The sequence below is a fragment of the Bifidobacterium sp. VU/mBH4 (B4) genome (assembly GCF_058199535.1).
In genome coordinates this window covers 352,214-378,710 of sequence record NZ_JBVPQJ010000001.1, presented here as the reverse complement: position 1 = coordinate 378,710, position 26,497 = coordinate 352,214, and the positions used below count along the sequence as shown (strand labels likewise).

Genomic DNA, 26,497 nt, shown 5'->3' with positions numbered 1-26,497 from the left:
CAAAGACCATCAGCCTAGACTGATAGATAGAAGCGACCAGGGCGCTAGGGCTCCATGAGGGACCCGCACCTACAGATACCCTGACAGCAAGGGAGCCAAATGAGCCAGGACCAGACACCGATCCCAGACAACAAGCAGGAAGAGCATCAACAGTCCTACCTGCAACCGGACGGCAGCTTCGACACCCAAGTCTTCCTGGACGGTCTGGACGCCATCTTCAGCGCCGGAAAGGCCCGCGACGAAGCTGAACCCTATCTGCAGCAGGCGCTGGTGGATGCGGAGAATGCGGGTAATGATGCCGGACTGCTGACCGTGCTGAACGAAATCATGGGCTTCTACCGGTCCCAGGGTCGCCACCAGGAGAATATGTGGATGATCCAGCGCGCCATCGAGCTGGCCACACGCATGCGCATTGAGGGGTCCGAGGCCTGGACAACCACCCTGATCAATGCAGCCACAGGACTGCGGGCAGCCAAGAAGTACGACCAGGCAGAAGACCTCTACCGGCAGGCGCTTGCCTCCGCAGCCAAAACCCTTGGGCCCAAGGATCGGCGCCTGGCGGCCCTGCACAACAACCTGTCCATGCTCTACAGCGAGACTGACCGACCCGACCAGGCCGAGCAGGAGCTGCGCCAAGCCATGGACATCCTGGAGAATTCCAGCACTGATCCTTCCCAGGATCTGGATCTGGCCACCACCCACACCAATCTGGCCCTTCTGCTCATGCAGCGCAGCGACAGTCCGCAGGCTCTGCAAGAGGCCTGGGACCAAGCTCGCATAGCCCTGGATATCTATCGAACCGGCCACCTGGAAAACAGCGCACACTATGCCTCAGCCTTAGCCGGCTTTGCTCAAGTCTGCTATATGACCGGTCGCTTCAGTCAATCGGCAGACACCTATCGCAAGGCCTTGGCCATCATTGAGGATCGATACGGTAAGGGCAGCGACTACTACCAGATCACCAAGGCCAATCTGGACCAGGCCCAGGCCGCTGCTGATAAAAACGGGGACAAGGACCAATCCGACCAGGCTAAGCAAGCAGCATCCAGCCAACCGAAGACCAGGAATCAGAACGATGACCGCGGTCGGCATGGCCCCCGCACGGATATTCAAGGACTGGACCTGGCCAAGGCTTACTGGGAGCAAGTGGGCCGTCCCATGCTGGAGGAACGCTACCCCCAGTACCGCAGCCGGATCGCCGTGGGATTGATGGGCCATGGCTCGGACTGCTACGGCTTTGATGACGCCACCTCCCGGGATCATGATTTCGGCCCCGGCTTCTGCCTGTGGCTGACCAGCAAGGATTACCAGGCCATCGGCGACCAGCTGCAGAAGGACTACGAGGCCCTGCCCACCGAATTCATGGGGTTCGGCTCACGAACCGACAGCGTCAGAGCTAGGGGGGCTAACCGACGTGTAGGCGTCTTTGAGATCGGCGGCTTCTTCGAATCCCTGACCGGCTACCGGCAGGCGCCCCCGGAAGATCACCCCCACGAGTGGCTACTCTTGGATGAGGCTACGCTGGCTGCAGCCACCAATGGCAAGATTTTCGCGGATCCTCTGGGGCAGATGCTGGCCACACGGCAGGGGTTCAAGGCCATGCCCGACGATGTGCGCTTCTGCCTGATCTCCCGCCGGCTGGGCATGATCGCCCAGGCGGGCCAATACAATCTGCCGCGGAGTCTGCAGCGGGGCGACGGGGCTGCAGCCATGCTGTCAATCAACGAGTTCATCAAAGCCTGCGCCTCCCTGATCTTCCTGATCAACAATCCGTTGACCGTCGGGTATCTGCCCTATTACAAGTGGACCTTCGCGGCCCTGCGGCGGCTGAGCGGACGAGTGGCCACCAGGCTGGCCGACCTGACCGAGCAGCTGGAGGACATCCTGCGCCTGGCTTCGGCTGCCTGTTACGGGGGGCAAGGCTTTGGCGAGGGCGGCAAGGGAGCCCGGCCGGCTACCGAACGCGTCACCAAACTTGTGGAGTCCATCTGCGCAAGAATCGTAGAAGAGTTGCAAGCAGAAGGCCTGACCAACAGCCCGGAAACCTTCCTGGAATGGCAGCGCCCCTACGTTGAGGCTCACATTTCCAGCGACGATCCGGTTCTGCACAGCATCTGAAAGGAGCCAAAGATGGCAAACGACGAGCAATGTCAGGATGAGGAATCCCTGCGCGAGCGGATCGTCCGCCACGAATGGGAACAGTTCCAACAGGTCAACAATGAGGGCGGTCCGGCCAACTGTCAGGGCAACTGGCCCATGTTCCACCAGATGCGCCTGAGCCAGTTTTTGACCTGGCCGCATCCCCTGCTGACCAGCTATGCGGACGACCTGGATCAGGCCGACAAACAGGGGCGCAACCTGTTGACCGAGAAGTATGGGCGGATGATGGAGTCCACAGCCCCAGACCAGTACCACAGCAGCATCGCCCCATACCTGCCCAGGCTGGGTCTGGCACGCCAGGAGCAGCAGGAGTGCATCATCGACATGCAAGTGGCCTGGGCCAAGGACTTCCGCGAGCGCTACCCCCGTCTAGGCCAGGAGATGCGGGTCCTGCGCACCTGCGAGGACACGCCGGAGGCCACCTCCTTCGAGACTTATCTGCGTGGCGAACTGGGCACCTATTCGGCCCGGACCCTGGATCTTTACCAGTCCATGGTGGACCAGATCGAGGCCCGGGGCGGCAACCTTACCGAGGAAACAATCCTGGCCACAGTGCAAATGAACGGATTTGAGACCCTGGACGAAGCCGAACAGGCCCAAAACTGAGCTCCTGAACCACAATCAGGAGTTTCAGTCTTTTCAGCTTGTCGAGCGGTCAGGTAGAGTTGACGGGTGCAAAAGCTGAAACGGGCGGGCTTCACTGCCGCCTCCTTCGTGGTCATTCTGCTGGTCATGCTCCTTTTGGGCCAAGCCATGACACCGGACTGGCAGGTGGAACCCTATCGAAACCACATCCAGGTTCCGACCCGGTCCACAGCCATCGCCTCGCGCCTTGGAACTACCACTCCTGAAGGTACTTATAAGGTCAAAGAACGGAAAATCAGCATTGCTCTGGATAGCGGAGTCCGCATCCAGGCCATCGTCAGAGAGCCGCGCGATCGAGAGGGCACGGGGCCAGCCTGTTTGTTCATCCACGGCGCCGGAACCGGCAAATCCTCAGAAGTGTATGGCGATCTGGCCTCAGCCATGGCCTCGGCCGGCATCACCACCCTGGTGCCTGACAAGCGTTTGGATAACTACACCGCCTTCCACCGCGACTATCATTCCTTAGCCGCCGACTACGGGCACTCGCTTGACCAACTACGCTCCTGGCCAGGCGTGAATCCGGCCAAGGTCGGGCTCTACGCCGAGTCCGAGGGCACCTGGATATCGACCATCATGACCGCCAAGGATCCCAAAATCGCCTTCTCCATCATGACCTCTCCCCCCGCCTATCCGGGACGACGGCAGATGGCCATGGCAGCCACCAACTACCTGGATCTGATTGGCGCACCCAAAGGAATTCGCAACGTTATACCCCGGTTCATCGGCATGGACCTGTCCCTGCTGGGCCTGGAGTACGCCGACTTCCCCTCTCTGCCCTATCTGGACCAGCTGCGCATGCCGGTCATGATCAACTTCGGCACCATGGACTTCTCCATGCCGGTCGAACAGGGGGCACAAGAGATCATCCGCAGAGCCCACGCTGGCGGCAACGACAATGTTACCCTGCGCTACTACCCCACCAATCATCAGATACGCACCGGCAGCCGGCTGGCCAAGGACGGGTTGCCTCTGGAACCCCGCTATACCCATAATCTGGAAGACTGGATCAACGCTGTAGCCTTGGGCACCCAGGCCGATCAATGGTCCACTCCCATGATTGCCGGCAGCCAGCCCCACCAGCTCAATCGAGTACCTGATCGCACTGATTCCGGATTGGTTTCCTCGCTGACCGCCCTGCTGACCTTGATGGCCACTGGCCCCATTCTGCTGGCTGCCGCCCTCATAACTGCCCTGATAGGAGCCTTGAACTCACATCTGCGGGCTCGAGGCAATGACAAGCGACGGTCCGGATTCAGCAAAGGTCTGGCCGGACGGCTTTGGGCATTGGGCCTGTTGGCCACAGGACTGATAGCGGCCCTGCTGGCCTATGCCCTCACTGTGGTCCGCCAGGCCTTCGGCCTGGTCCATCTGTCCCCGATGATGACATTCTCCTGGTTCCTACTGTCAGGTCTCTGCCTAATCCTCATCCTGCTCTTGGCGAGCACCCTGACATCCATCTTCAGCCGGCCTGACGGCAAACCAGCTGTTGCCGGGGCGGGCCACTGGCTGACCCTGACTCTGACCTTGTTGGGGTCACTGGCCATCCTTGGCAGCCTGATCTTCTGGAATATCTTGGTCTTTTGAGTCATGACGAGTGCGCTTTGTTGATGCCAGCCAAGTTGATATAGCAGCGACAATCAGCACCACGCCCAGGCCGGCAAAAATCAATGGAATAATCCGCTGCCAGGGTATGACTAGGGTCAGATCCGTACCGTAACGCAGAAAGACCAATCCTAAAGCCAACATGGTCAGAGCCAAAAGTCCAACCAGGATGCCAAAAATGATGGTAGGCATGCTGGGGCCGCTAGGACGGATCGGCTCCGGCGGCTGCATCCGAACCTGGTATATCGGGGGTGCCTGTGATTCAACCGGCATGACCTTGGTGGTGCGCTCCTGGCGATCCAGCGGCTGGCCTCCTTCTGGTTGCTGCATATCAGTCATCTTCCTGATCCTCCCCAAACTGCCATGGATTGTAGCTATAATCCCAATATTCATTGATCGATCCGCTGTAGAGCTGCGCCCGCTTCGGCTGGGTAGCGCTCCCCTGGGCTTGCACGGTGACCCGCGCACCGGCCATGAGATTGGCATCGACGATCAATTCGGGATCGTCGGGCATATGCCACTGATCCTCCTTGGACGCTCGCAGGGCCTCCTCCCAATTGCGTCGTTCAGCTGATGGCGACGTATTGCCCCACCACATCCGGTTTCCCTGTTCCGTCTCGGTTATCCAGTCAGCCGCGCCTGATCCCAAGACCCTATAGAGGTCGGTGTGTTCCCTATAGGACAGACTGCATCCCTTAGGAATGAGCAGGCGAACGTCAGCATAGGCCACAGCCAGGCGGACAGTGCCCGTCGGGCAGCCTGAGACTGTACTCTCCGCATCATCCATAATCTGAACGCGATGAGTGCCGTGTTTCTGCTCATAACCAGTCAGGTCAATGACGGCACTTCCCTGATCCTGCGGGTCTCCGACCAGCGCGATGCCACGGCGGTAACGCCTCATGTCTGCACTGTCCGCCCCCAACAAGCGTCCATGGTTGTTGCCGTTAACTTGAACTGTGGCGTATTCGGCCAGGATCCTGCGGTTCTGGGTTTGCTCAATGCCTGGTATGGCCGAACCAGAAGCCAGCATCAGGACAACCAAGCAGGCCAACAGGGCAATGGGGGTCAGTCCTCCAGACCTGCGGCCCATCAAGCCCAGGATCAGTATGACCACGCCAAGTATCAGCGTAACGCCTCCAGCCCAGATCAGAGCGAAAGTCAAGGCCACATTCAATCCGCGATAGGGGTTCGTGGCCATCCACCAGACCCCTGCGCCGGAGACCAGGATCAGTCCTGACAGAAGACTGACCAGCGCAGGTCCGGCGGGACGACGCCGTATCCGGGGCGGAACCGACGGAGTCTTACGGGCTATTCCCGGCCCTGTCGAGAATGACCCGGCTGTGCCATAGTCCGTCCAGTCACTGAATCCATATGACTGATTCATGTTCCCAACAGGTTCTGCAGGGCCTTCTGCCCCCGTCCAACCTCCGGGAGCTGCACCAGCGACAGGATTCTCAAAGCCTTGCGTATTGTTCGAATCGCTGGCAGCGTTTGCCGAATCCGCTGTCTCAAAAATATGTCCGGAAGCAGTCGCATCCCCTTGTTGTTCCCGAGTTCCATACGAATCGGAATCCCCTGGCTGGTTCCTGTATCCTTCTGTGCTCGCATTGCCGTCTGTCTGCGTATTGCTTCGCGTCCCTGTGTAATCCTGGTACCCCTCATACCCCGAAAAGCTTGGGTAGTCAGGCTGATTCGGATACCATTGCGAGCCTGCACCACTCGGCCGTTCCGAATACTGCGGTCCCATCACCCAGGGATCGCCCGAAACCGGTCTGCCGGCATCCGGCCCAGTCCAGTACCCTCTTTGGTACTCCAGGGCCTTGTTGCGGCTCCACCGGATGAACAGATACAGGACCAGAGCACCGAAGGCCAGTGAAAAGATTCCGACTCCAGGAATCAGGATGGCCAGCAGCCAGTAAATGATGATGCCCACCATGGAAGCATGCCAAATCCCGTGGATCAACTCCTGGGCGATAATGACCCCACGCCGGTCCGGCAGGACGAACCAGGCAAAGCCGTAGAAGGCGGCACCGGCGCCGAAGAAAAAGACCGCCAGAATCATCAAGGCTCTGACCAGGGTCACGCTCCAACCCAGGCGACGGGCCAAGGCTACGCAAACACCGCCTACCCATCCCTGGTCACGGATCAGATAGGACTCCCTGCAGGCGCGGAAGAACCTGTCGAACTTCCACTGCCAGCCGTTATCGGGGCCATTGCCGTTCATGTCGCTACTCATATCTTCATTACAACACCCTGCGAGCGCAAATCTCATGGGGGAACACCCTGATTCGACCCTGATTTCTTCCCCTTATTGCCCTATCGGCACGATCCGAAACCGATAATGGAGACATGAACGCAGCCATGCAGGAAGAACAAACGTTGAGGGAACCACCTCCTCTGCACCCTGCGCGCATGCCCCTGATGAGGCCACACAAGGGCAGGATCCTGTGCGGAGTCTGCAAGGGCGTCAGCCTACACCTGGGCATTCCCGTCTTCTGGATCCGCCTGGTCATGGTGCTTATGGCCCCCAAATTGATCACCTGTGTAATCTACTGCTTTCTTTGGCTGACACTTCCCCAGGGCGACCCCACGCAGGCAGTCCAACCGAATGACCCGAAGTCAGCCCCGCTGGCACCCAGCATCCTTACTGAACAGCCAGATCAGAAGGAGGATCACAGCATCAGTCCCGGGCGGATAACCAGACTGCTGGCAGGCCTGGGCATCATTCTCCTGCTGACTGCGGTCTTTCTGCTCAACAGCGGTATGCGCCCCGCCTTTGTCGTCCCCTGCCTGCTTTTCTGCGCAGGACTGGTTCTGGCCTGGCTGAGGCCGGAAAACCAAGGAACCGGCTACCACCTGCCGACCCTGATAGGCAGCCTGGCCCTGATCCTGTCTGCTGCGGTGATCTTCCTGCTCTCCACCCAGGAATTGCATTGGGCCCTGACCCTGATAGTCCTGGCCGGCCTACTTCTTATAGGCGTAACCGCAGTGGTCGTGCCCTGGGTAGGCTCGATCCTCAGCCAGCTGGGCGACGAACGAGCCATGAAGGAACGCGAGGAGGAGCGGGCCGACATGGCAGCCCACCTGCACGATGGCGTCCTGCAGACCCTGGCGCTGATCCAGCTGCATGCCGACGATCCGCATACCGTCTTCACCCTGGCCCGATCCCAGGAGCGTGATCTGCGCAACTGGCTCTACCAGGAACGCACCCCCTCAGACCGGTCAGTCAGCACTGGGCTGAGCCAGATAGCCGCACAAGTAGAGGACGATTCCGGCAAGCCGATCGAGGTGGTCACCGTGGGCGACGCCATGCCCTGCGCCCAGACCGATGCCCTGCTCAACGCGGCCCGACAGGCCCTGGTCAATGCCGTAACCCACGGCGGTGAACCCATCTCCGTCTATTGTGAGGCCCGCAGGAATCAGGTTGAGGTCTACGTGCGCGACCACGGTTCGGGCTTTGATATGAATGAAATTCCAGCTGACCGTCTGGGAATCCGCGAGTCCATCATCGGCCGGATTCGGCGGCGCGGCGGCAGGGTCGAGATCGTCTCCCGCCCTGGTTGGGGCACCGAGGTCAGGATGCATATGCCTCTGTCCGAAGCCAGCCAACACCAGGAGGGCAAGGTTAGTCAGACTGAAAAGGGGACTGAGGCCCAGCAATGATAGGATGCATGATGAACCATTCATTCACAGACGCATGCCGGTCCGATCCCACCCACACTTGAGGACCCGCGTCGGGAAAGGCGGGCTGAACCACGCCCATGACCACGACTGCAGCAGAACCCCATCAAGCCAAGGATGGGTCCGCAAACATCCGCGTGGCCGTCGTCGACGACCATGAGATGTTTCGTACTGGCGTCATCACCACCCTGCAGCCGCATTTCCACGTCGTGGGTCAGGCGGCAGACGTGGAGTCCTCCATCCTCATGGTCAGGCAGACACGTCCCGATGTGGTTTTGCTGGATGTGCACGTGCCCGGTGGCCAAGGCGGTGGAGGTGCTGAAATCCTGAGCCGCTCGCATCCCCTCTCCCCCCGGTCGGTCTTTCTGGCTCTTTCCGTATCCGACTCGCCCAGGGACGTGGGCTCGGTCATCCGCGCCGGAGCCCGTGGTTACGTGACCAAAACCATCTCCGCCAAGGACCTGGTCTCCTCAATCCGCCAGGTTCACGAGGGGTACGCGGTCTTCTCCCCCAAGCTGGCCGGATTCGTGCTCTCCGCCTTCCAGGAGGACGAGGCTGCAGATGCCGGTCTGGCAGAAGACGACGAACTGGATCGGCTCTCCGCACGCGAGCAGGAGGTCATGCGCCTGATCGCCCGTGGTTACACCTACCGCGAGGTGGCCTCCGAGCTGTTCATCTCCATCAAAACTGTTGAAACCCACGTCTCCAACGTTCTGCGCAAACTCCAGCTATCCAACCGAACCGAACTGACCCGCTGGGCCGCTGACCGCCGCATCGTCTGATAGTCCGCTCAACAGGCAAGTCTGCGCTGATGAAGGAGCTGGCGCAGACTGCTGATGTCATGAACGACAACCCCCTTCATGCCCAGCCTGTCAGCAATTGCCACATGCTCAGGATCTGCATCAACGAAGATCGTATGCCCGGGGCTGATGGCGAAACGACGCAAGGCCAGACGATAGAAGAGCGGATCGGAAAGATCCAGATGCTCCTCTGACGAGATCAGGACATCCTCCAGGACAGACAGCGGCGAAAGGGCCTCGGATGCCGCCTCGGTCAGCTGACGGGTCGTTGCCGCCAGGCCCCAAAGGGTCAGGCCAGCCCGCTGCAGATCTTCCAGCAGCTCCGATGCTCCGGGAAGCAGGCCCTTCACCGCCAGGGTGTAGTTTTCCAGACAGACGCGGACCACCCAGGCGACCGCAGGCCCGTGAGTGGTTTCATAGTCGGCCAGTGCCTGCTGTGGATCCACGCCCAGATTGATCTGTCTGCTGACACAGCCAAAGCCCCAAGGGTCATTCGAATCCAGCACCATATCGACCACCCCGTCAGGGTACTGCCCGACCAGGGCTCTGCGCGGGTCCCAATCCACCAGGGTTCCGGGCAAGGCGAAGAGGATACTGCCGCCTGGGGCCGCTGGATCGGGGCGGTCATCGCTGAATATATCCTCACTTGGCAGGTCGCCCGATACGCCTTGGCTTGATCCCTGCTGGAACTCCTGATGCTGCCTTGCCATGCCCCCCAGACTAGGCATCTGAGCCTACAAGGTGGTCAATCACTAGGTGAAGGCCACCGAATGGATATATTGAAGCCAGCAATGGTCGGATCTTACGTTTTGCAAACTGCCCGGGGCGGAAGTCCCGACAAGTACGAAAGGAGCCGTCATGCGTCGGCTGCTGCTTACATCCTCATTCTCCGCTACCGCTGACAGGTTGCCCGCCTTTCTGGAAGGCTCGCCCAAGAATCATACGGTGGCTTTCATCCCCACGGCCAACCTTCCACAGCGTTCGGATGGTTATGTCCAGGAGGCTCGCAGGGCTTTCACCGACATGGGCTGCCGGATCGACGACCTGGAAGTCTCAACAGCCGATCCGGAGACCATACGTCGCAGCCTGGAGGAGGACGACCTGATCTACCTGTCCGGCGGCAACACCTTCTTCCTGTTGCAGGAGCTGTGCCGCTCAGGGGCTGCTGATCTGATCAGGCAGCAGGTGGATCAAGGCAAACCCTATATCGGCGAATCGGCCGGCGCTGTGGTGACCGGTCCCGATATCGGTTTTCTGGATGCCATGGATCCGCGCTCGGCCGCCCCGGATCTGGACTCCACCGCCGGGCTGGGTCTGGTGGACTTCCGTCTCCTCCCCCACCTTGATTCCGAGCCTTTCGCCGAGGTGACCAGGAAAATTCTGGACCGCTACGGTGACGAGGGGCCAATGGTGGCCATCAGCAACACCCAGGCCGTGGCAGTACGCGGGCAGTGCCTGACCATCCTTTAGAACACCACCAGTCAGCGGCAGAGGCTTTCCATGACCTGACGGGCCTGGTCCAGACGATCGCCCGGACAGAGCAGGATGACACCGTCTCCAGCAAGCAGCCGCAAATCTCCTGCGGGAATCAGCCGATGCTCGCCCCGGCGAAGACCGACTACGGCGCATCCGTTCGGCCAGGGGACCTGCCCCAACAGACGACCAGCCGCCGGGCTGCCATGCTCTATGGGGAACTCGACAGTCACCCTGTCAGGGGCCTGGGCATCGGGAGCATGCCCTTGGCGGTAACGCTCCAACAGAGCCTCGTAAATGGGCTCGACGCCTAGCAGATCAGACACCATCAGGGCTGTGAAGGCGCACAGGGCCACGGGGAGCATATGGACCAGAGAGCCGGACATCTCCACCGTCAGCAGGATGGAGGTTATGGGGGCCTTGACCGAGGCCGTCAGGGTGCCTGCCATGGCACAGACCGCGCAGACCGGAATGATCCGAACAGGCATTCCCAGGGCGGCCGCACCCATCCCGCACAGTGATCCGGTCAGCGTGCCAACTGCCAGGATGGGCATGAAGATGCCCCCGGGGGCACCGCTGCCGAAGGAGGTAGCCGTAAAGAGCATCTTGACCAGAAGCAGAACCAGCAGGTTGATGGCCACCGACCAAGCCACCTCACGAACACCTTCCGCCTTGCCAATCAGGTCCTCGCCGCCACCCAGGACAGCAGGCAGCAACAACCCGACCGGCAGGGCCAGGAAGAGGGAGATCACCGGTCCCAGCTTCGAGGGCAGATGGCTGTAAAGGCTCTGCGCTCCCAGCAGCAGACGGTTCATGGCAGCTCCCACAAGGCCGGCCACCAGCCCAAGGGGGATCATCAGCAGATACTGGGCGATGGTCAGCTGTGGCATAGCTGTGAAGTCCAGGACCGGACGCAGGCCGAAACGGTTTTTGGCAATGAAATCAGCACTCAGGCAGGCCATGGCTGCTGACAGAAGAATCATAGGAGAAAAGGACCGGTGGATCTCCTCCAGGGCGAAGACCATCCCCGACAAGGGCGCGTTGAATGCTGCAGACAGGCCGGCAGCCGCGCCGGAGGTCACCAGGCAGGTCTCCTCCACACGGTCTCGGCGCAATCCTCGGGAAACCAGCTGGGAACCGGCCGCGCCGATCTGCACCGAAGGCCCCTCGCGCCCCAAAGACAGGCCGAACATGCCGCAGGCCAGACCGCCCAGGAATCGTACGCCCAGCACAGGCAGGGCAGGCATGCGCATGCCGTGGATGACCACACCCTCCACCTGCGGGATGCCGGAGCCGGAGGCCATGGGAACACGGCCGACCATCCAGGCCAGGGCCAGGCCCACCAGCAGGGCGGCCAGCAGCCAAGGAAGAATCATCAGGGGCCGGTCACGCATCTGTGCGTAGGCCCATCGAGCGAACTGTGTGCCGTAGCCGATGCCCTGCCGGTAGAGCACCACCAGCACTCCCACCAACAGTCCGCAACAGGCGGCCCTGAACGCCACCAGCCACCGGCTTGCTCGACCCGATCTGGTCGCCTGCAGCTGGTCGGAACGATGGGTCTGATCCATCTCATCTGCCGACGGCTTTCCTCTAGACGGATTCAGCCTCACCGGTCTGCTCCTTCCCTCCTTCGCGCACAACGGTTTCCAGCTTCTCTCAGGGCAGAGACCAGGAGCAATGGCTGAGTCGACGGCTTCAACTCTCCGGCAGTATGAGCACCTGGGATACCAGCTTCCGTGCAAGATCCGGCAGGCAGGAGCCAGGCAGACAGACGGACACCTCATCGGAGCCCAGCGGTAGTGCTGTCTGTTGATCAGTTGCCACAAGATTACCGTCCAGGACAACGGTATCCACCTGGCCGCGATAGTCCACAAGATCCAGCAGCGAGACCCGCCCCGGCACCGTATCCAGACACTGGCGGAGGGTGGCAGCCGGGGCCATGTGCAGCCTTCGGCATCCGACCACTTCCCGCACCTGGCGCAAATCAGGACGCCTTATGCCCTGGGCCACCAGAAGTATCAGCAGACCTCCAGCGTCCTCCAGCAGCAGGGACTTGGACAGGTTTTTCACAGAGAGCCCCAGCAGGTCAGCAATGCCCAGCTCCATGCCCTGATCGATGGTGTCCAAGGGCGGATGCTGGACGAGGCGCCAATTCGTCCCCAAGCCGTCCAAATGCTCTCGCACGGACAAGGGAACCATCCTGTTCCCCGAGCCCATCGAATTCTTTCCCATATCGTCCAGGACGCCAAGATCCGCTGCTGCAGATTCAGTGCTGTCATTGCCTGGTCTCAAGGTCATCTCGTCAGTCGTTGGCCACCTCCGAATCGGGCTTCAGCTCCTTCTCCTTCTGGCCTATCCGCTTCCTGTCTATGCGATAGTATGCGTTGAAGAGACCGCCGGAGGTCAGCAGGAAGACAAGAAGAACCAGCAGCCATATGTTCTCTTCGGCATCGTATGTCTCAAGCAATTCATAAGAGGAGGAGATCATCTTCAGCCAGCCTGCGACCGACACGAAGTACCAGGCAGTTGCCTGGTCAAGGAAGCTCAGCGCCCGTCGACGTTCTGATCTGGTCCTGGTAGCCTGACGGAGAATTTCGTGCCCGCGTTTACGTTCCAGCCGGATCTTGACGATGGGCACCAGCCACCACCAGGGCGAGACCTCATCCCAATTCTTGCTGAGCTGATCAAAGTCGTCCAGGAGCTCCTGATATTCCTGCAGCTCCATCAGCCCCTGGAAGAGAGGGAATGTGAAAAGCAACCAATCCCCGATCAGAGAGACAATGGCGATGAATTGTTCCACGACCCGACCTTTCCCTTGCAGAGTCGGCGCCCAAGGGTCGGCTCGCGTGATTACGCATGGCTACCATCCATCATTGTAGGCACCAGGTGCCAGCCCAAACCGCTCTGCGGACACGGGATTTTAAGCGAATACAAGAATGCCCCGGAATGAGCTCCGGGGCATCCACCAGGCGGACAGGGCGGGATTCGAACCCGCGGTGGCTTGCGCCACAACGGTTTTCAAGACCGTCTCTTTCGGCCGCTCAGACACCTGTCCATAAGACGTGCCGATCAGGCACGTCACTCATCATACGACATCAAGGTTGGTCCAACCACCAACGGAATGTCGACCAACCTCGGCAGAGGCGGTTCAGGCCTCCCAGGTCTTGGGCTCGATGACCTCCTTGCCGCCCACATAGGAGCGCATAGCCTCAGGGATGACGATGGAACCGTCGGCGTTCTGGTGATTCTCCAGGATGGCGACCAGCCAGCGGGTGGTGGCCAGGGTCCCGTTCAGGGTGCTGACAGGACGCGTGGAGCCGTCCTCCAACCGCTCGCGTTCGTTGAGGCGGCGGGCCTGGTACTCGGTGCAGTTAGAGGTTGACGTCAGCTCACGGTAGCGACCCTGGGTGGGCACCCAGGCCTCGCAGTCGAACTTGCGCGCGGCTGAGGACCCCAGGTCTCCTGCAGCGGTGTCGATAATCCGGTAGGGCACGTCCACCTTGGCCAGCATCTCCTGCTCCATGGCCAGCAACTGCTGGTGCTGGTCACGGGAGTCCTCCTGCTTGCAGTAGACGAACATCTCCACCTTGTCGAACTGGTGGACGCGGATGATGCCCATGGTGTCCTTGCCAGCAGAGCCAGCCTCCCGCCGGTAGCAGCTGGACCAGCCACAGTAGCGCAACGGGCCTTGGCTCAGATCCAGAATCTCATCCTCGTGCATGCCGGCCAGGGAGACCTCGGAGGTGCCCACCAGATACTGATCGTCAGGCTCACGCAGACGGTAGATCTCGTCGGCATGGGCATTCAGGAAGCCGGTGCCGGCCATGACCTCGGGCCGGACCAAGGTGGGTGTAATGGTGGGAATGAATCCGTGCTCCATGGCCTGGTCCACGGCCATGGTCAGCATGGCGATCTCCAACCGGGCCACGTCACCGCGCAGGAAGTAGAAGCGGGAACCGGAAATCTTGACGCCCCTGCGCATGTCGATGCCAGCCACACCCACGCCCAAGTCCAGGTGGTTCTTGGGTTCGAAGCCCTCCTTGGTGAAGTCGCGCGGGGTACCGACCTTCTTGACCACCACGTAGTCGTCCTCGCCGCCCTCGGGCGCCTCGGGCTCCACTACGTTGCTGAACTTCCACATGAGATCGGTGTACTTGGCATTGGCCTCGTCGGAGGCTGACTTGCAGGCATTCACCTTCTCGGACAGGCTCTTGGTCCGGGCCAGAAGGTCGGCTTTCTCATCAGGAGACGCCGAACCCATGCGCTTGCCGAGCGACTTCTGCTCGGCCCTGCAGCTCTCGTAATCCTGGAGTGCAGCCCTGCGCTCGCTGTCCGCCTTCAGCACTTCGTCGACGAGTTCGACCGATTCGCCGCGTTTGCGCTGTGATTCACGGACAACATCCGGATGTTCCTGAATGAACCTGATATCTAACATATCTGAATTGTATGACTTTCAAAGGACACGGAAACCGGCCCCGCACACCTCTTTCCGAGTCCCATGGCCTCTGCTGCAACCGGCCCGGCCGCGGCGGGAAGGCAGACGCGAACCAGCCGTCCCTTATACGCGTCTGCCACGCATCACTGGCCGAATACAGTCTTGCGGAACCGTTTGCCGGTGGGGGTACCCGCCAGTCCGCCGATGCCGGTCTCTCTCAGTGACGAGGGCATGCTTTCGCCGATGGACTTCATGGCTGCGATGACCTCATCGGGCGGGATCCTGCTGACACCACCCGACAAGGCGATGTCAGCAGCGATCAAAGCGTTGGCGGTACCGATGGCGTTGCGATTGACGCAGGGCACCTCCACCAGTCCGGCCACGGGATCGCAGACCAGTCCCAGCAGATTGCTGATGGCTATGGCGAAGGCCTGGGCGCAGGCATCGGGATCGCCCCCTGCACCCTCAACCGCAGCAGCGGCAGCCATGCCGGATGCGCTGCCCACCTCGGCCTGGCAACCGCCTGTAGCTCCGGAAATCATCGCCTTGTTGGCCGTGACCAGTCCGAAAGCCCCTGCCGTGAACAGGCAGCGGATCAGCCCATCGTCATCCAGCCCCAGTCGGTTCTTGAGCACGGTGAGTACTCCGGGCAGGGTCCCGGAGGAACCGGCCGTAGGCGTCGCGCAGATGATGCCCATGGCCGCATTGACCTCATTGGTGGCCATGGCGGCCTCGACAGCCTGCAGCATGGCATCGCCGCTCAGGCTGGTTCGTGTCTTCCGGTAATGATCCAGCAGAGCGGCCTGTCCTCCGCTCAGCCCGGTCTTGGAAAACACGCCATTGCCCTGGGACCCCCTGGCCACGGCAGCCTGCATGACCTGCAGGTTCTTGGCCATTCTTGCCCAGATCTGCTCGCGCGTCTGGTGCGAACGCCGCACCTCCTCCTCGATGGCCACTTCCGATATCGACGAGCCACGCTCTTGAGCCATACTCACGAGTTCAGCGATCGAAGTGAACATGCGCCATGCCTCCTAGTCGATATAAATCATCCGGGACGAGTGACCGGCAATCTGCTGCTGCCGCTGCGTGGACAGCGGATTGTCCAAATCGAACTCGTACACTGCCGTGCCGGCCGGACCCGCGGGCTCATACCTGGTCTGCTTGGTCACGCCCTCTTCCCGGAGCAGATCGCGTATGCGCTCCAACCGACGACTGGAGCCCTTGTCGGATTCATCCAGTTCCACCAGCAGGATGGGCAAAAGCCCTGGAGGAGTGATCAGGCAGCCGTCCAAGTTGATACGCCGCACTTCAATGGTTCCGCCCCCGATGGAGCAAGCCGCGTAGATCACCCGGCCGGCTGGGCCCCGCAAGTCCAGGACGGCGGTGTTCGGGTGGTCGATGGGACTGGGTTCATCCTCCTCGTGGAAGGTCAAATCCATGCCCTGCCTGCGGGCGATGCCGATGGCATCGGGCACCCGGGAGTCATCCGGCGCAAAACCCAACAGGCCGCTGATGATGGCATAGTCGGTACCGTGACCGCTGTGCGTGCGAGCGAAGGAATCATAATAATGAATGTCGGCACGACTCGGAACACCGCCTGCAAGGATGTGGCCAACCCGACCGATGGCCACGGCCCCAGCTGTGTGCGAGCTGGAGGGTCCGATCATGATGGGTCCTATGATGTCGAACACGCTCTTGTACTTATCCATGCCTGCCTCCTCTTCCCATACCCCCGGGCTTTCCCAGACTTCCAGCGCACGAAGCCGTTGCAGCTCCAGACCGAAGGGACCACATGGACCGAATGACATCATAACTTTCCGGTTTTCATAACTCAATCAACTGATACTGTCAGCGTGATTGCTGTAGAGGGTTCGTTCACGTCGGACACACCCAGGGGGATTCGGGTCGACACCGCGCGCACAATAGAATCATGCCAATTCCAGCGGTCGTCATCCTCGGCATCCTGGCGGTGGCGGCCATTGTCGTCACAGCTGTGGTGTTGATCATCCGCGCCCAAAGACGGCATAGGTTCGCCATGCAGATCCTGGCCCGGGATGACGACCAGCTCAGCTACGCTTTCGTCATCAACCCCTCCAAGCCCCAGGCCGCCGCTGCCCGCGAGCGCATCCAGCAATACTGCCGGGACAAGGGCATCCGCGAATTCAGCTTCATCGAAACCCAGCTGGATCGGGACGGAAAGGCCTGCGCCCGCATGGCACTGGAGCGTGGAGCCAACGTAGTCGTTGCCGTGGGCGGGGACGGAACCGTACGCACCGTAGCCAGCGCCATGGCATCCAGCGACCATGTCATGGGCATCATCCCTATAGGAACCGGGAATCTCTTCGCAAGGAACATGGGCATTCCCGTTGGCGATCTGGACGCCGCCCTGGCCGTGGCCACCTCGTACGGATCCACCCAGGTCGACGTGGGCCGCATGGCTCTGCTGGACCAGGATGATCAGGAACAAGGCCGTGGTCATGCCTTCCTGATCATCGCAGGCATCGGCTTCGACGCCCTGATGATTGATGACACCGATCCCAATCTGAAGAAGACGGTCAGCTGGCTGGCCTACTTCATCAGCGGCGCCAAACATCTGTTCGCCCCCAAATACACGGCCGACATCACCATTACCCGGCCCGACCAGGTCACACAGACCAACACCTCGGTGACCTTCCGCACCTTCATGGCCGGCAACTGTGGGGAGATCCCAGGATTCTCCCTGATGCCCGACGCCTCCTACGAGGACGGCATCCTGGACTTCGAGATCATCGACACCTCCGCTGGCCTGATCGGCTGGGCCAACCTCTTCGGAGACGTCATGCATCAGACCATCACCCGAAAGGCCAGCCAGAGCCCCCTGTCGACCAACTCCACCATCGTCCAGCTGCAGGGAACCAAGGCAGAAATCCGCCTGGAAAAGCCCGCCCTGGCTCAGGTGGACGGCGACATTCTGGGCGAGACCTGTCACCTGGCACTCAGTGTTGAGCACCGGGCTCTGAACGTGCGGGTCCCCCAGTCCGACTGAGACCGAAGGAGTCTGTTCCCCATCTGCATGCTTTCTCATGCCGGGGTGGCATGATGGGAGGCATGACAGCACAGAACGCGGGCAAGCCTGCCAGCCCGGAAGATCTGATCAACGTCGACGATCTGATCGGCAGGTACTACGATCTCATCCCCGACCCCTCCACGCCCTCCCAGCGGGTGTCCTTCGGCACCTCCGGGCATCGCGGCTCCGCCCTGACCACCTCCTTCAACGAGGCCCACATCGTGGCCATCAGCCAGGCCATAGCCGAACAGCGAGCCAAGGATGGAGTCACCGGACCGCTCTATCTGGGCCGCGATACCCACGCCCTCTCCCTGCCCGCCTGGAAGACCGCTATCGAGGTTCTGACAGCCAACGACGTACGAGTGCGCATTGACGCCAATGATGACTACACTCCTACCCCCACCGTCTCTCAGGCCATCCTGACACACAACCGGGCGGCCGACGGCACCCAGCGCTTCTCCGGCAAGGACCTGGCCGATGGCATCGTGGTCACTCCCTCCCACAACCCGCCCACCGACGGCGGGTTCAAGTATGACCCGCCCACAGGCGGCCCGGCCCCGGCCGAAACCACCAACGCCATAGCGCAACGGGCCAACGAGCTCCTGGGCGACTACAGGCAGGTCAAGCGGATCCCCTTTGAAGATGCCATCAAATCCGACTTGGTGGAGCGCTTCGACTACCGGGAACATTACGTGGCCGACCTGGGCAATGTCATCGACTTCGACCTGATCAGATCCTCTGGGGTCCGCCTGGGCATTGATCCGCTAGGCGGGGCCTCGGTCAACTACTGGCCGCTGATCAACGAAAAGTACGGGCTGAACATCGGCGTCGTCAACCCCGAGGTGGATCCTACCTGGCGGTTCATGACCATCGACCACGACGGGAAGATCCGCATGGATCCCAGCTCCCCCTATGCCATGAAGGGCCTGGTGGATCGCCTGAATGCAGGGGCTTGGGACTCCTACGACCTGGTGGGCGGCACTGATCCGGATGCCGACAGACATGGCATTGTCTGCCCTGGAACCGGGGTCATGAATCCCAACCACTACATCGCCGTCTGCGTGGAATACCTCTTCTCCGGCAACCGTCCCGGATGGCCCCAGGGCGCCGGCATCGGCAAGACCCTGGTCTCCTCCTCCCTGATCGACCGTGTGGCTGCCTCCATCGGTGCCAGGTTGATCGAGGTGCCTGTGGGCTTCAAGTGGTTCGTCGACCCCCTCTTCAAGGGAGAGGTGGCCTTCGGCGGCGAGGAGAGCTCCGGGATGAGCTTCCTGCGTCGGGACAGCCGCGTCTGGACGACCGACAAGGACGGGCTGATCCCCGACCTCCTGGCTGCCGAGATCACAGCCAAGACCGGAAAGAACCCGGCCCAGCTCCACCAGGAGCAGGTGGAGCGCTTCGGCCAAAGCTGGTACAAGCGGGTGGACACCCCGACCACATTGGAGCAGAAGCAGAAGTTCGCCCGGCTGAACGGCGACGATGTGACGGCCTCCACCCTGGCCGGCGAGCCCATCACTGCCAAGCTGACCGAAGCGCCGGGCAACGGGGCCAAAATCGGCGGCATCAAGGTAACCACCCGGAACAACTGGTTCGCCGCCCGCCCCTCCGGCACCGAGAACATCTACAAGGTCTACGCCGAATCCTTCGTTTCCCCCGAGGCCCTGGATCAGGTTCTGGACGATGCCGACCAGGTAGTAGCCAAGGCCCTGGGCTGAACTGCAGACAAGACCATCGCTGGCACGAGGGTTCTTTGTTTCCCTGTCTAGACTGGAATCATGACCAACGACAAGAATCTGGTCGTCTCCACCGACGGCAGCGCACTGAGCAATCCCAACGGCCCCATGGGCTGGGCCTGGGCCGATCATGAGGGCGGCGACGCGGATGCAGGCGGCGCAAGCAACGGCACCAATCAGATCGGCGAGCTATGCGCCGTGCTGCAGGCGCTGCGCGCCCACCCAGGCGAGCGCCCGCTGATCATCGAAACCGACTCCCAATACGCCATCAACTGCTCCACCACCTGGGTGCCCGGGTGGAAGAAGAAGGGCTGGAAGAACTCCCAGGGTAAGCCGGTCAAGAACCGTCCTCTGATCGAGGCTATCGATCGGGAGATCCAGGCACGGCCGGGATCAGTCAGGTTTGTCTGGGTCAAGGGCCACGCCGGCGACACCTTCAACGAGAAAGTGGACACGCTGGCCCGCGGCTACGCCACAGCTGCAGGCAAAGGCGATCGGGAAGGCTGTCTGCCCGTTGAGGGCTGGCGATCACTGCTGGCCTCCCCCTATGCCAAGGGCACGCAGGTGCCGTCCGCAGTCAAGGAGGAGCTGGACGGAGGACCCCAGGTTCTGGACGATCTTGGCCGCAAGAAGGTTCGCCTGGATCAGGAAGAGCAGAAAGACCTGGCTGAAACCGCCGTCGAATCCGAGGCCGTGGATGCCGAGCAAGCCGAGTCCGTAGCCGCAACATTCTCAGGGTCGCCGGCCGCAGCAGCAGATGAGCGGGACGACGTGCCGTCTAAAGCCATCAATGACACGCCCGCTTCTGACATAGCCGATGATCAAAAAGACAACCCCTCGCCGGCTTTAAACGATACTTCGGACACTGACACGGTTGATCAAGAGACCAAGAATTCCGGCGCTCGAGGGCTGAGAGCCAGCGGCCGGATCCGCATCACGCCTCCTCCGTCTGGCAGCAGCATGTTCACCGGACAGGACCTGCATATAGTCGGCAGCATTGATCTGGACGCCGCCATCGACCCTGACGGCTACGTGAACATCCAGGAGGCCCCATTCCGTCTGCATGCCATCGAAGTCAAGGATTGAGCTGTTCATGGACCGTCAAGGGCCATCGTCTACACTGGAGTGAACCTGAACGAACAAGACCCGCGGATATCAGCTGTTAAAAGCATGGCGGGCATGAAGGAGCGTCTATGGACAAGACCGAGCAGGACAGACTGAAGAAGGCCGCCGGCATCGAGGCAGCCAAGCTGGTCGAGAACGGCATGACCGCCGGGCTGGGCACCGGATCCACGGTTCGGTTCTTCGTGGATGAGCTTGGACGGCGCGTCAAGGAAGAGGGCCTGGAGTTCACCGGCGTGACCACCTCTCGGCGTACCAAGGAACAGGCTGAAGGCTACGGAATCCGTATCGTCGACATCGACCAGGTGGACCACATCGACGTCACCATCGACGGTGCCGACGAGGTCGACAAGAACTTCAACGGCATCAAGGGCGGCGGCGCAGCCCTGCTCTGGGAGAAGATCGTAGCCACCAACTCTCGAAAGATCGTCTGGATCGTGGACGAGTCCAAGGTGGTCGACACCATCGGCCGCTTCCCCCTGCCAGTGGAGGTCATCCCCTTTGGCGAGCGCCATGTCCTGGACCGCTTCAAGGAGCGCGGCTATAACCCGGTCCTGCGGATGGACGGCCAGGGGCAGCCGGTTCTGACCGACGAGCACAACCACATCATCGACCTGCATCTGGAGCGGATTGAGCACCCGCAGGATCTGGCCCAGGACCTGATCACCACTGTGGGCGTCGTGGAACACGGTCTCTTCCTCAACATGGTTGACACAGTCATCGTGGGCGACCCCAATGGTCCCCGGGTCATGACCAACGCCAACAAGTGAGGATAGACGGATATATACATGAAGCCCCCCGCGTCCAATCGATGCGGGGGGCTTCGTCGGCCCTAGCGGGCCATAAGCCATAAAGAGCTACTTGCGCTGGTGACGAGTCTTGCGCAGCAGTTTGCGGTGCTTCTTCTTGCTCATCCGCTTGCGGCGCTTCTTGATGACAGAACCCATCCGAGCCTCCGATCCTTAGTTACCTGGAAGTGTCCAACTTGCTTATCGTACACCGCTTGGGGGACGATCAGAGCGGAAAGGCCTTGTAGAAAGCCTCCAGCGCTGTCCGCTGACCCTGGGCACGGAAGACCACCGTGTCGTTCTGCCAGATGACCAGTGCCTTGTGCTCGTCGTCACCATCCGCCTTCTCCAGATAGGATCCGGTGACCGTGCCGCCGCTGCGAACCTTGCCCGAGGCCAGCTCCTTGCCGGACATGCCTGTGGACTGGCTGTCGTAGAGGGCCTTGGCATCCTCGCTCCTGGACCACTGGGCCAGGTGGAGGGTCACGTCCCCGCCCGATCTGCCGGTGGAGTAGACCAGGCTGTACTCCTCTATAGGCGTACGGGTGCTCCACTCGCTGTCGGAATCAGCCTTGACTCGGGCGAAGCCGCCCACTGTGTCAGGCATGGCCTTGAGCAGTTCCGAGGCCGAGTCCGGCAGGGGCGCCGCCGTGGCCTTTGGACTGGCCTGGGAGGGACGGGAAGAAGCGGAGGTCTGAGCCTGTGCGTCTGGTTGTTGGCTGCGCACCGCCCAGTGCGGCCATACGAAAGCCGACAGGAGCACCAGAACCACTACCGCAGCCAAGGCGATGACCAAGCCTATACGTCGACGGCGTTGCTGGGCATGCACAGAGGAATCGGGCGAAGAGGACAGGGGTGCAGAAGGATTGTCAGCCATGCCTCCATTCTCTCATGGGCAGGGTGTCGGCACTGCGAAGATGGCGTGAAAGCCCGGGTCCTCGTCCCTGAATCCCGATAGCGTGCAGGTATGGCCAAGACGACGACGCAATACGTGTGCACGGAGTGCGGATGGACCGGCGGCAAGTGGTTCGGACGCTGCCCGGAATGCGGCCAGTGGGGAACCATCGAGGAGTTTCACGAAGCCCGCGTGGGCGCAGGAGGGGGCTTGTCCTCCTCAGGAGGCAGCCATACGGCGCCCACACCTCCAAAGACCGGCCTGGCCCGGCCCATCACCAGGGTGGGCACGGACCAGGTCAGGCGCATCCCTACAGGATTCGAGGAGTTCGACCGGGTCCTGGGCGGGGGCATCGTACCCGGATCGGTCATCCTCCTTGCCGGCGAGCCGGGCATAGGCAAGTCCACTCTCCTGCTGGAGACCGCCGGCCGCGTAGCCGACCGGGACGGCCAGGGAGGCAAGGTGCTCTACCTGTCGGGTGAGGAGTCCCAGGCCCAGGTACGGATGCGGGCTAGTCGGGTGGGGGCCCTCAAGGACTCGCTGCTCCTGGCTTCCACAACCGACCTGGCCACAGTGCTGGGGCTGATCGAGCGTGAGAAGCCGGCGCTGGCCATTGTGGACTCGGCCCAAACCATCGTCTCCAACCAGGTCGACGGCATTTCCGGAGGCTCCACACAGGTGCGTGAGGTGGCCATCAGCCTGATCGACATGGCCAAGTCGCACGACATCCCCATCCTCCTGGTCGGCCACGTGACCAAGGACGGCTCCATAGCCGGACCGCGGACCCTGGAGCATCTGGTCGATGTGGTCTGCCAGTTCGAGGGTGACTCCCAGACCGCCCTGCGCCTGCTGAGGGCCGTCAAGAACCGGTTCGGCCCCACCGACGAGGTGGGCTGCTTCGACATGAGCGAGCAGGGCATCGAGGAGGTCAGCGATCCCACCGGGCTCTTCCTGTCCACGGCCGGGCAGGAGGTGGAGGGCACCTGTGTGACCTTCACCCTGGACGGCCACCGCAGCCTGCCCATCGAAATCCAGGCACTGGTCACCTCCTCGGTTCTGCCCACGCCCAGACGCAACACCAACGGGATCGATGCCAACCGCCTGGCCATGCTGGCTGCGGTGCTCTACCGTCACGGCCGGGTCAACCTGCTGACAAGGGACCTGTATGTGTCCACCATCGCCGGCGGGCTGGCCAAGGAACCCGGATGCGACCTGGCCATCGTGGCCGCCCTGGCCAGTGCTGCCAAGTCCCGGCCCATCCAGCGCACGACCTGTGCCATGGGCGAGATTTCGCTGACCGGACAGGTCAGGCCTGTGCCTCAACTCAACCACCGGCTGCAGGAGGCCGCTCGGCTGGGATTTAGGCGAGCGCTGGTCCCGCCCGATCGGCATTCAGGAGGCCGCAAGCCCATCCAGGGACTGGAAGTGATCGAGGTCACCTATCTGGCCGAGGCCCTGGAGGCTCTGGGACTGGTCTGAACCAGTGGCCGCTGGTCCCCTATCGCACCCTATGGCGCTCACCTGCCGACTCGTTAACCTGCCGGACTAGGATGGAGTCGCCGGAAGACCGACACCCATCACCATCGCGAGGAGCAGATCAGCATGACCATCTTCACCAGGAAAACCATACGCAGGCTGACGGCGGCCGCACTCACGACAGTCACCCTCATGGCCGGCGCGGCCTGTGGCTCCTCATCAAACGACAGCGGGCAGTCAACAGCCAAGCAGGACACCAGCCAGCAGACCATCCATCCCGGCACCCTGACCATTGCCACTGGAGACCCGGCTTATGCCCCCTACGTGGTGGGCAACAAGCCCGAATCCGGCAAGGGCTACGAGGCGGCCGTGGCCTATGCCGTAGCGGAGAAAATGGGCTTCGACAAGGCGCACGTCACTTGGACCAGGACCACCTTTGATGCCGCCATCGCCCCAGGAAGCAAGGACTACGATCTGAACATCCAGCAGTTCTCCATCACCCCGGAACGTCGACAGGCTGTGGACTTCACGCCCAGCTATTACAACTCCACCCAGTCGCTGGTGGTCAGAAAAAACTCTCCATATGCTTCCGCCACCTCCCTTGCCCAGATCAAGGACGCCAAGATAGGGGCCATGGTCGGCTCCACCTCCTACGAGATGGCCCACAAGCTGGTCAAGCCTGACATCGATACCTTCAACGACGACGTGGCCTCGTCCCAAGCCTTGGATGCCAACCAGATCGACGCGCTGGTCGTGGACACCCCCTCAGCCGTGACCATGGTCGATTCCAAGCAGGTCAAGGACGCCAAGATCCTCGGGCAGATCAAGGGCTCGCAGGACCCGGAGGGCATGGGCATAGTCCTGCCCAAGGGCTCCAAGCTGACCCCGGCCGCTTCCAAGGCTGTCACCGCCCTGAAGAAGGATGGAACCTTGGACAAGCTGCAGAAGCAGTGGCTGCACGTCTACACCTCCCTGCCTACCCTGGGCTGAGAGAAGAAAGGAAACCTTGTCGTTCATGGCCCCCTCGGCACAGGACGCGGTCAGCGATATCCAACGGGAACGGGAACGCTACGGCCGTCGACAGAATCTGCGTTCCGTGGCGATCAGCATCGCCAGCACGCTTGTACTGGCCCTGCTGATTGCCCTGGGGCTGCACGCCTCACCTGGCTGGCCCCGAGTCAAGCAGTCGTTTTTCTCCGGCGCCTACTTCGCCCAAGCCTTCCCCAAGGTCCTCCAGGGGCTCTGGCTCAACCTGGAGGTGCTCTTCTTCGCAGTCATCGGCGTAGCCCTGCTGGGCACCCTGCTGGCCATGATCCGCACCAGCCGGAACCCGCTGCTCTTTCCCCTGCGGGTGCTGGCCCAGGTCTATACCACGATCATGAGGGGCATCCCTATGATTGTGGTCCTCTACCTGATCGGCTTCGGCATTCCCGGGCTGGCCATCTTCAATCGGATTCCGGCAGCCCTGCTGGGCACCGTGGCGATCATCTTCTCCTATTCGGCCTACATCGCCGAGGTACTGAGGGCCGGCTTCCAGGACGTCGGCCCCTCCCAGAGGGCGTCGGCCCGCTCACTGGGCCTGACCTCGGGGCAAACCATGCGTCTGGTCGTCATCCCCCAGGCCCTGCGCAAGGTGGCGCCGGCACTGATGAACGACTTCATCTCCATGCAGAAGGACGTGGGGCTGATTTCGGTTCTGGGAGCTGTCGACGCGGTCCGAGCGGCCCAGATCATCGTGGCCACCTCATACAACTTCACCCCCTACGTGGTGGCCTCAGTGCTCTTCATCGCCACCTCGGTCCCCTTCATTCTTCTCAACGACTGGTATGCCAACCGGTTGCGCAAGCGCGAACAGAGCGGAGGCATGGTATGAGCGAACAGGCAGGCGCCAATCAGGACCAACCGGTGCTCCGTCTGGAGGATGTGCGCAAGACCTACCCTGGGGGCAACCAGGTCCTGCGCGGCATCTCCATGACCATCATGCCCCATGAGACCGTGGCTCTGCTGGGCCCATCCGGCTCGGGCAAGTCCACCCTGATGAAATGCATCAACCTGCTGGAGACCGTCAACGACGGCAGGATCTGGCTGGGCGGCACCGACATCACCGATCCGCGGATCAACCAGGATGCCTGCCGAGCCAGAATCGGCGTGGTCTTCCAGCAGTTCAACCTCTTCCCCCACATGAACGTCCTGAAAAACGTGACTCTGGGGGCCATCAAGGTTCATGGCATGCCCAAGGAAGAAGCCAGGGAGCGGGCCCTGGAACTGCTGGACCGCATCGGCATGAGGAAGAAGGCCGGAGCATACCCCGACCAGCTCTCCGGCGGTCAACAGCAACGGGTGGCCATCGCCCGAGCGCTGATGACCGACCCGGAACTGCTCCTGCTGGATGAGATCACCTCAGCCCTGGATCCCATGCTGGTGGGCGAGGTCCTGGCCATGGTCTCGGAGCTGACCGCTGGTGGCACCACCATCCTCATGGCCACCCACGAAATGAGTTTTGCCCATCATGCCGCCAACCGGGTGGTCCTGCTGCTGGACGGTGTCATCGCCGAGAACGGGACGCCCCAAGAGGTCATGGACGAGTCCGAGAATCCGCGCACCAGGGAGTTCTTCAGCCATTTCAGAGGGCTGTGAGTTC

Annotated in this window: 25 protein-coding genes and 1 tRNA gene; 14 read left to right on the top strand and 12 right to left on the bottom strand. The window is 61.6% G+C overall.

The window, feature by feature from the left end:
* Positions 1-99 precede the first annotated feature (99 nt).
* From AC0AII_RS01635 to AC0AII_RS01625, 3 genes are all read left to right on the top strand, one after another.
* Positions 100-2,118, top strand: a complete 2,019-nt coding sequence (locus AC0AII_RS01635; RefSeq protein ID WP_490445850.1) for a DUF4037 domain-containing protein — start codon at positions 100-102, stop codon at positions 2,116-2,118.
* A gap of 12 nt (positions 2,119-2,130) precedes the next feature.
* The gene (locus tag AC0AII_RS01630) at positions 2,131-2,766 is read left to right on the top strand and encodes a DUF4125 family protein (RefSeq protein WP_490445849.1); all 636 of its coding nucleotides are present in this window, start codon (positions 2,131-2,133) and stop codon (positions 2,764-2,766) included.
* Between the two features lie 66 nt (positions 2,767-2,832).
* Complete coding sequence (locus AC0AII_RS01625; RefSeq protein ID WP_490445848.1) at positions 2,833-4,389, top strand: alpha/beta hydrolase family protein; 1,557 nt, start codon at positions 2,833-2,835, stop codon at positions 4,387-4,389.
* Here the strand turns inward: AC0AII_RS01625 and AC0AII_RS01620 are convergent.
* Positions 4,339-4,599, bottom strand: a complete 261-nt coding sequence (locus tag AC0AII_RS01620; protein ID WP_490445847.1) for a hypothetical protein — start codon at positions 4,597-4,599, stop codon at positions 4,339-4,341. The two genes, AC0AII_RS01625 and AC0AII_RS01620, sit on opposite strands and share 51 nt — an antisense overlap.
* Positions 4,600-4,738: 139 nt before the next feature.
* Positions 4,739-6,643, bottom strand: coding sequence for a PspC domain-containing protein (locus AC0AII_RS01615; RefSeq protein ID WP_490445846.1), 1,905 nt, complete (start codon positions 6,641-6,643; stop codon positions 4,739-4,741).
* 113 nt (positions 6,644-6,756) lie between these two features.
* Between AC0AII_RS01615 and AC0AII_RS01610 the strand changes: the two genes are divergently transcribed.
* Positions 6,757-8,070, top strand: coding sequence for a PspC domain-containing protein (locus AC0AII_RS01610; protein WP_490445845.1), 1,314 nt, complete (start codon positions 6,757-6,759; stop codon positions 8,068-8,070).
* Positions 8,071-8,168: 98 nt separating this feature from the next.
* Complete coding sequence (locus AC0AII_RS01605; protein ID WP_490445844.1) at positions 8,169-8,870, top strand: LuxR C-terminal-related transcriptional regulator; 702 nt, start codon at positions 8,169-8,171, stop codon at positions 8,868-8,870.
* Positions 8,871-8,878: 8 nt separating this feature from the next.
* Here the strand turns inward: AC0AII_RS01605 and AC0AII_RS01600 are convergent, their stop codons facing one another.
* Complete coding sequence (locus AC0AII_RS01600) at positions 8,879-9,598, bottom strand: HAD family hydrolase (RefSeq protein WP_490445843.1); 720 nt, start codon at positions 9,596-9,598, stop codon at positions 8,879-8,881.
* Positions 9,599-9,746: 148 nt separating this feature from the next.
* Here AC0AII_RS01600 and AC0AII_RS01595 point away from each other — a divergent pair, with 148 nt between their 5' ends.
* Positions 9,747-10,358 carry a Type 1 glutamine amidotransferase-like domain-containing protein gene (locus tag AC0AII_RS01595; protein ID WP_490445842.1) on the top strand — a complete coding sequence of 204 codons (612 nt, stop codon included), beginning with the start codon at positions 9,747-9,749 and terminating at the stop codon, positions 10,356-10,358.
* Between the two features lie 11 nt (positions 10,359-10,369).
* Here the strand turns inward: AC0AII_RS01595 and AC0AII_RS01590 are convergent, their stop codons facing one another.
* The 7 genes from AC0AII_RS01590 to AC0AII_RS01560 form a co-directional block, all read right to left on the bottom strand.
* On the bottom strand, positions 10,370-11,929 hold the full coding sequence (locus AC0AII_RS01590) for a ClC family H(+)/Cl(-) exchange transporter (protein ID WP_490446087.1): 1,560 nt from the start codon (positions 11,927-11,929) through the stop codon (positions 10,370-10,372).
* A gap of 127 nt (positions 11,930-12,056) precedes the next feature.
* Positions 12,057-12,593: a YbaK/EbsC family protein gene (locus AC0AII_RS01585; RefSeq protein ID WP_490445841.1), complete on the bottom strand. Its 537-nt coding sequence runs from the start codon at positions 12,591-12,593 to the stop codon at positions 12,057-12,059.
* Positions 12,594-12,663: 70 nt separating this feature from the next.
* On the bottom strand, positions 12,664-13,161 hold the full coding sequence (locus AC0AII_RS01580) for a hypothetical protein (protein WP_490445840.1): 498 nt from the start codon (positions 13,159-13,161) through the stop codon (positions 12,664-12,666).
* A gap of 170 nt (positions 13,162-13,331) precedes the next feature.
* Positions 13,332-13,416, bottom strand: a tRNA-Ser gene (locus AC0AII_RS01575).
* Between the two features lie 93 nt (positions 13,417-13,509).
* Positions 13,510-14,796 (bottom strand): serine--tRNA ligase, encoded by a 1,287-nt coding sequence (gene serS, locus AC0AII_RS01570; protein ID WP_313838249.1) that lies wholly within the window; start codon positions 14,794-14,796, stop codon positions 13,510-13,512.
* A 143-nt stretch (positions 14,797-14,939) separates the two neighbouring features.
* Entirely contained in the window at positions 14,940-15,815 is an 876-nt protein-coding gene (gene sdaAA / locus AC0AII_RS01565) for an L-serine ammonia-lyase, iron-sulfur-dependent, subunit alpha (RefSeq protein ID WP_490445839.1), read from the bottom strand.
* A gap of 12 nt (positions 15,816-15,827) precedes the next feature.
* Positions 15,828-16,505, bottom strand: a complete 678-nt coding sequence (locus AC0AII_RS01560) for a serine dehydratase beta chain (protein WP_198189330.1) — start codon at positions 16,503-16,505, stop codon at positions 15,828-15,830.
* 221 nt (positions 16,506-16,726) lie between these two features.
* Between AC0AII_RS01560 and AC0AII_RS01555 the strand changes: the two genes are divergently transcribed.
* From AC0AII_RS01555 to rpiA, 4 genes are all read left to right on the top strand, one after another.
* Positions 16,727-17,821, top strand: a complete 1,095-nt coding sequence (locus AC0AII_RS01555; protein ID WP_101432755.1) for a diacylglycerol/lipid kinase family protein — start codon at positions 16,727-16,729, stop codon at positions 17,819-17,821.
* A 62-nt stretch (positions 17,822-17,883) separates the two neighbouring features.
* Positions 17,884-19,557 carry a phosphoglucomutase (alpha-D-glucose-1,6-bisphosphate-dependent) gene (gene pgm / locus AC0AII_RS01550; protein ID WP_490445838.1) on the top strand — a complete coding sequence of 558 codons (1,674 nt, stop codon included), beginning with the start codon at positions 17,884-17,886 and terminating at the stop codon, positions 19,555-19,557.
* A gap of 60 nt (positions 19,558-19,617) precedes the next feature.
* The gene (locus AC0AII_RS01545) at positions 19,618-20,661 is read left to right on the top strand and encodes a ribonuclease H family protein (RefSeq protein ID WP_490445837.1); all 1,044 of its coding nucleotides are present in this window, start codon (positions 19,618-19,620) and stop codon (positions 20,659-20,661) included.
* A gap of 107 nt (positions 20,662-20,768) precedes the next feature.
* Entirely contained in the window at positions 20,769-21,467 is a 699-nt protein-coding gene (gene rpiA, locus AC0AII_RS01540; protein WP_144085067.1) for a ribose-5-phosphate isomerase RpiA, read from the top strand.
* 87 nt (positions 21,468-21,554) lie between these two features.
* Here the strand turns inward: rpiA and AC0AII_RS01535 are convergent, their stop codons facing one another.
* Both AC0AII_RS01535 and AC0AII_RS01530 read right to left on the bottom strand, forming a co-directional pair.
* Entirely contained in the window at positions 21,555-21,644 is a 90-nt protein-coding gene (locus tag AC0AII_RS01535) for a 30S ribosomal protein bS22 (RefSeq protein ID WP_004268639.1), read from the bottom strand.
* A 67-nt stretch (positions 21,645-21,711) separates the two neighbouring features.
* Positions 21,712-22,362, bottom strand: a complete 651-nt coding sequence (locus AC0AII_RS01530) for a hypothetical protein (protein WP_490445836.1) — start codon at positions 22,360-22,362, stop codon at positions 21,712-21,714.
* Between the two features lie 90 nt (positions 22,363-22,452).
* Here AC0AII_RS01530 and radA point away from each other — a divergent pair, with 90 nt between their 5' ends.
* The 4 genes from radA to AC0AII_RS01510 all read left to right on the top strand — a co-directional run bounded on the left by radA (position 22,453) and on the right by AC0AII_RS01510 (position 26,493).
* Positions 22,453-23,859: a DNA repair protein RadA gene (gene radA / locus AC0AII_RS01525; protein WP_144085065.1), complete on the top strand. Its 1,407-nt coding sequence runs from the start codon at positions 22,453-22,455 to the stop codon at positions 23,857-23,859.
* Positions 23,860-23,982: 123 nt separating this feature from the next.
* Positions 23,983-24,846 carry an ABC transporter substrate-binding protein gene (locus AC0AII_RS01520; RefSeq protein WP_101432761.1) on the top strand — a complete coding sequence of 288 codons (864 nt, stop codon included), beginning with the start codon at positions 23,983-23,985 and terminating at the stop codon, positions 24,844-24,846.
* Positions 24,847-24,871: 25 nt separating this feature from the next.
* Positions 24,872-25,729 (top strand): amino acid ABC transporter permease, encoded by an 858-nt coding sequence (locus tag AC0AII_RS01515; RefSeq protein WP_490445835.1) that lies wholly within the window; start codon positions 24,872-24,874, stop codon positions 25,727-25,729.
* Positions 25,726-26,493, top strand: a complete 768-nt coding sequence (locus AC0AII_RS01510; RefSeq protein ID WP_313838266.1) for an amino acid ABC transporter ATP-binding protein — start codon at positions 25,726-25,728, stop codon at positions 26,491-26,493. The genes AC0AII_RS01515 and AC0AII_RS01510 overlap by 4 nt, the downstream gene beginning before the upstream one ends.
* Positions 26,494-26,497 lie beyond the last annotated feature (4 nt).

Coding starts and splice junctions, on each gene's coding strand:
- AC0AII_RS01635 (WP_490445850.1), top strand. CDS start 100: ATGAGCCAGGACCAGACACCGATCCCAGACAACAAGCAGGAAGAGCAT.
- AC0AII_RS01630 (WP_490445849.1), top strand. CDS start 2,131: ATGGCAAACGACGAGCAATGTCAGGATGAGGAATCCCTGCGCGAGCGG.
- AC0AII_RS01620 (WP_490445847.1), bottom strand. CDS start 4,599: ATGCCTACCATCATTTTTGGCATCCTGGTTGGACTTTTGGCTCTGACC.
- AC0AII_RS01615 (WP_490445846.1), bottom strand. CDS start 6,643: ATGAGTAGCGACATGAACGGCAATGGCCCCGATAACGGCTGGCAGTGG.
- AC0AII_RS01610 (WP_490445845.1), top strand. CDS start 6,757: ATGAACGCAGCCATGCAGGAAGAACAAACGTTGAGGGAACCACCTCCT.
- AC0AII_RS01605 (WP_490445844.1), top strand. CDS start 8,169: ATGACCACGACTGCAGCAGAACCCCATCAAGCCAAGGATGGGTCCGCA.
- AC0AII_RS01600 (WP_490445843.1), bottom strand. CDS start 9,598: ATGGCAAGGCAGCATCAGGAGTTCCAGCAGGGATCAAGCCAAGGCGTA.
- AC0AII_RS01595 (WP_490445842.1), top strand. CDS start 9,747: ATGCGTCGGCTGCTGCTTACATCCTCATTCTCCGCTACCGCTGACAGG.
- AC0AII_RS01590 (WP_490446087.1), bottom strand. CDS start 11,929: ATGGATCAGACCCATCGTTCCGACCAGCTGCAGGCGACCAGATCGGGT.
- AC0AII_RS01585 (WP_490445841.1), bottom strand. CDS start 12,593: ATGGGAAAGAATTCGATGGGCTCGGGGAACAGGATGGTTCCCTTGTCC.
- serS (WP_313838249.1), bottom strand. CDS start 14,796: ATGTTAGATATCAGGTTCATTCAGGAACATCCGGATGTTGTCCGTGAA.
- sdaAA (WP_490445839.1), bottom strand. CDS start 15,815: ATGTTCACTTCGATCGCTGAACTCGTGAGTATGGCTCAAGAGCGTGGC.
- AC0AII_RS01560 (WP_198189330.1), bottom strand. CDS start 16,505: ATGGATAAGTACAAGAGCGTGTTCGACATCATAGGACCCATCATGATC.
- AC0AII_RS01555 (WP_101432755.1), top strand. CDS start 16,727: ATGCCAATTCCAGCGGTCGTCATCCTCGGCATCCTGGCGGTGGCGGCC.
- pgm (WP_490445838.1), top strand. CDS start 17,884: ATGACAGCACAGAACGCGGGCAAGCCTGCCAGCCCGGAAGATCTGATC.
- AC0AII_RS01545 (WP_490445837.1), top strand. CDS start 19,618: ATGACCAACGACAAGAATCTGGTCGTCTCCACCGACGGCAGCGCACTG.
- rpiA (WP_144085067.1), top strand. CDS start 20,769: ATGGACAAGACCGAGCAGGACAGACTGAAGAAGGCCGCCGGCATCGAG.
- AC0AII_RS01535 (WP_004268639.1), bottom strand. CDS start 21,644: ATGGGTTCTGTCATCAAGAAGCGCCGCAAGCGGATGAGCAAGAAGAAG.
- AC0AII_RS01530 (WP_490445836.1), bottom strand. CDS start 22,362: ATGGCTGACAATCCTTCTGCACCCCTGTCCTCTTCGCCCGATTCCTCT.
- radA (WP_144085065.1), top strand. CDS start 22,453: ATGGCCAAGACGACGACGCAATACGTGTGCACGGAGTGCGGATGGACC.
- AC0AII_RS01520 (WP_101432761.1), top strand. CDS start 23,983: ATGACCATCTTCACCAGGAAAACCATACGCAGGCTGACGGCGGCCGCA.
- AC0AII_RS01515 (WP_490445835.1), top strand. CDS start 24,872: ATGGCCCCCTCGGCACAGGACGCGGTCAGCGATATCCAACGGGAACGG.
- AC0AII_RS01510 (WP_313838266.1), top strand. CDS start 25,726: ATGAGCGAACAGGCAGGCGCCAATCAGGACCAACCGGTGCTCCGTCTG.